3 protein-coding genes are annotated in these 2,649 nt (G+C 60.0%); all 3 read right to left on the reverse strand.

The genetic code is table 11. The annotated features are described in order from the left end of the window. Positions 1-499: 499 nt before the first annotated feature. Entirely contained in the window at positions 500-1,102 is a 603-nt protein-coding gene (locus A4R35_RS00020) for a flavoprotein (RefSeq protein ID WP_112425340.1), read from the reverse strand. Then, the gene (locus A4R35_RS00025) at positions 1,099-2,223 is read right to left on the reverse strand and encodes a hypothetical protein (RefSeq protein ID WP_112425342.1); all 1,125 of its coding nucleotides are present in this window, start codon (positions 2,221-2,223) and stop codon (positions 1,099-1,101) included. Before A4R35_RS00025 ends, A4R35_RS00020 begins: the two co-directional genes overlap by 4 nt. 87 nt (positions 2,224-2,310) lie before the next feature. Then, positions 2,311-2,580, reverse strand: a complete 270-nt coding sequence (locus tag A4R35_RS25130) for a hypothetical protein (RefSeq protein WP_399358645.1) — start codon at positions 2,578-2,580, stop codon at positions 2,311-2,313. Between the last annotated feature and the right edge of the window lie 69 nt (positions 2,581-2,649).

Here is a 2,649-nt window from a genome sequence, read left to right on the forward strand (position 1 = left end):
GGAAGGAAGAGAGCATGAGGCTCAGGTCACCCGCTCAGCCAGGTCCAGGGGGTCGGTGCGGGCCAGAAGGAGACCTTCGCCGGGTCTGCTCGCTGTCAGGTCCTCGCAAGCGCGTCGGAGCAGCAGAGAGGAGAGACCCCTCCTGGTTCAGAGAGGGGCCGTGCTGAAAGACGTGCATGTCTGCCGCAAGCGCTACCAGCCACCCCGGGATCGAAGGCGAAGAGAGCTGGTGCACCAGGCGCAGCGCCTGGTCAATCGTTGAGCGAGCTTCCTGGAAGGGTTGCAGTGAGATCCAGGCCAGGCTGATCCTTCTCCAGCACATGCCGGTCAACAGCGGATCTGCGCTCTCTTCCGCTGCCGTGAGCGCAGCATCATGAGTGACGCGGCCCTGGGCTGAGTGCCCATCCCAGGCCCAGTCACAGATGGGAGACAATCTCCTGGCTGCATATGAGCGGCCTGTCGTCCTCGTCCTCCGTCCTCAGCCGGGTCATAGCAGCCCTCATTCTGCTCCAGGAGCCATGCGCTCCAGATCTTCTGTTGGAGGGGTCAGAGGAGCCTCGCATCCATACCGTTCTGCTCTCAGCTGGTCCAGTGCTTCCAGAATCACCTCTGGTGGCACTTGATTCTTGGGAGGATACCGTTCTGGCTCATAGATGACGCGAATCCCTGCCCGGCGCAGCAGCCGGAGGCTTCGGTGAAAGGCCGGATTGGTGTCCAGCCCTCCCCCAGTCTTGAAACAAGGCACAGCGACAATCGGCGCCCGTTTCCCAGTGTACTCGGAAAGCAATCCCACGGCCAGGGTATCACTGATGCCTAGAGCCCATTTGTTGAGCGTATTGAAGGTGGCAGGAAAGACGATGAGTGCCTGTGGTGGAGGAAGCAGATCTGGTTCAGCGGGGTGCTTGTATTCACTGCGCACCGGGTGCCCTGTTAAACGCTGCAGTGCTGCCTCATCCACGAAGTGACGTGCACGCGGCGTCAGAATGACGCAGACATCCCAGCCAGCTTGCTGAGCGGCAATCACCAGCGACTCCGCCAAAGGAGCAGAGGAACTGGCACAGGTAATCACGTAGAGCACTCCTCGTGAGGGATTCGGCTTCATCCTGCTCTCCTTCCTTCAGGGTCGGGAGGAGAAGACTGTCCGTGAGGAATGGACCTCTTGAGGTGAGCAAGATACTCCATCAATGGAGTCAGCAAGCGTTCCTCTCGCCAGCGGTTCAGTCGCTGCTCGACCTGAAGTGCCCGCTCCAGGACACGGGGCGACCGTGTCTGCTCTAAGCTTTTCAATCCTTCCAGGCCCCAAGAGACAGCTTCTTCGAGGCGGCGCTGCTGAACGAGCGCCATCGTGAGATCAAGCAAACGGATGGAACGCCGATGTGCTGCCACTTGTCCATCGGTGGGCAAGAGCTGCTTCAGGATCTCCTCAGCTTCGCGAGCGAGCCCAAGGCGGAGCAAGCAAGCTGCCTGATATCCCAGGAATCGCTCGCGATTGAACGGCAAATAGGGGGCTTCTCCCTCAAAAGAAAGGGTGGTGCGACCGGGGGCCTGGCGCTCGAGCAACGCCTGGGCACGAGCAAGCTGTTGCTGGCAGTCATCCTTTTGGCCCTCCTGTGCATAGCATTCTGCCAGCAGAGCCGAGAGCCAGGCACAAATCAGGTCACTCGCGCCGTGCGTTGTGGCAAGCAGGAATGCATGCTCTAGAACTGTCACCCCCTCGTGGGGATGCTGCTGATAGAGGAAGAAGATGCCGCGTCTTCCAAGAAGCACAGCCTGGAGCACGGGATGTTCCGACTCGCCTGCCAGATCGAAGGCGAGCACATAGGCGTGCTCAGCCAGGCCATCTTGGCCAAGATGAAAAGCTAAATCTCCAAGAACCTGAAGCGCTTCCGCGGTCACTTGTGAGAGCGATCGCCTGACAGAGGGAGGCAGAGAACTGGTGAGCAAGTCGGTCAGTCGATGCACATGGACGGTCAAATCATGATGGCAAGAGAGCAGATCCTCCAGCGAATTTCTCGCAAGGACAAAGTGCTTGCGAAAGTGCTGCGTGCCACTCGTGAGCAACCCAAGCAGCGGATCATCGATGGTGGTAGGCTGCTTGACAGCCTTCCTTAAGCGGTCCAGCAGCTCCAGGTCGGCAATGACATCTTGGCCACATGCAGCAGGGAGCAAATAGCCGGCAGTAAGAGCACCTGCCTGGAGCAAAGAACGGCGTCCCTTGTCCATCAAGGATCTCTCCGTGTGCCTTTCGATCTCTTTAAAGAGCTCATGGGAAGTACTCCCTTCCAGGATCTTCATCAGCAGTATACCCTGTTAGTGGCCAGAAGGGAAGCCTGGCAGAGGACCTGCTGGTCTGGAACCTGCAGACGGCTGGCACGCCGTCGGCTCAGCAGCGCACAGCGCCTGTTCAATCGCCTGCGCACGCTGCGCATCGAGGGAGTCACCGCTCCGAGCCAGCAGCCGTCTCCAATCGCGGGAGCAACGCCTGGCCTCCTGTCTTCTCCCCTGGCGCAGCAACACGGTCACCAGCCGGGCAACGACCTCCCCATCGGTCGGATCTTCTTCCCACAACTCGGTCAGCACCGCTTCGGCCTCGGGCCAGCGGCCCTGCTGCTCATACAGCTCACTGAGCCACCAGCGGGCCCGGTAGCA

The organism is Thermogemmatispora tikiterensis (assembly GCF_003268475.1).
GTDB lineage: Bacteria > Chloroflexota > Ktedonobacteria > Ktedonobacterales > Ktedonobacteraceae > Thermogemmatispora > Thermogemmatispora tikiterensis.

What these genes read in the sequence shown, in the direction of transcription:
- A4R35_RS00025 (WP_112425342.1), bottom strand. Translation starts at nt 2,223, where the DNA reads ATGGACAAGGGACGCCGTTCTTTGCTCCAGGCAGGTGCTCTTACTGCC.
- A4R35_RS00020 (WP_112425340.1), bottom strand. Translation starts at nt 1,102, where the DNA reads ATGAAGCCGAATCCCTCACGAGGAGTGCTCTACGTGATTACCTGTGCC.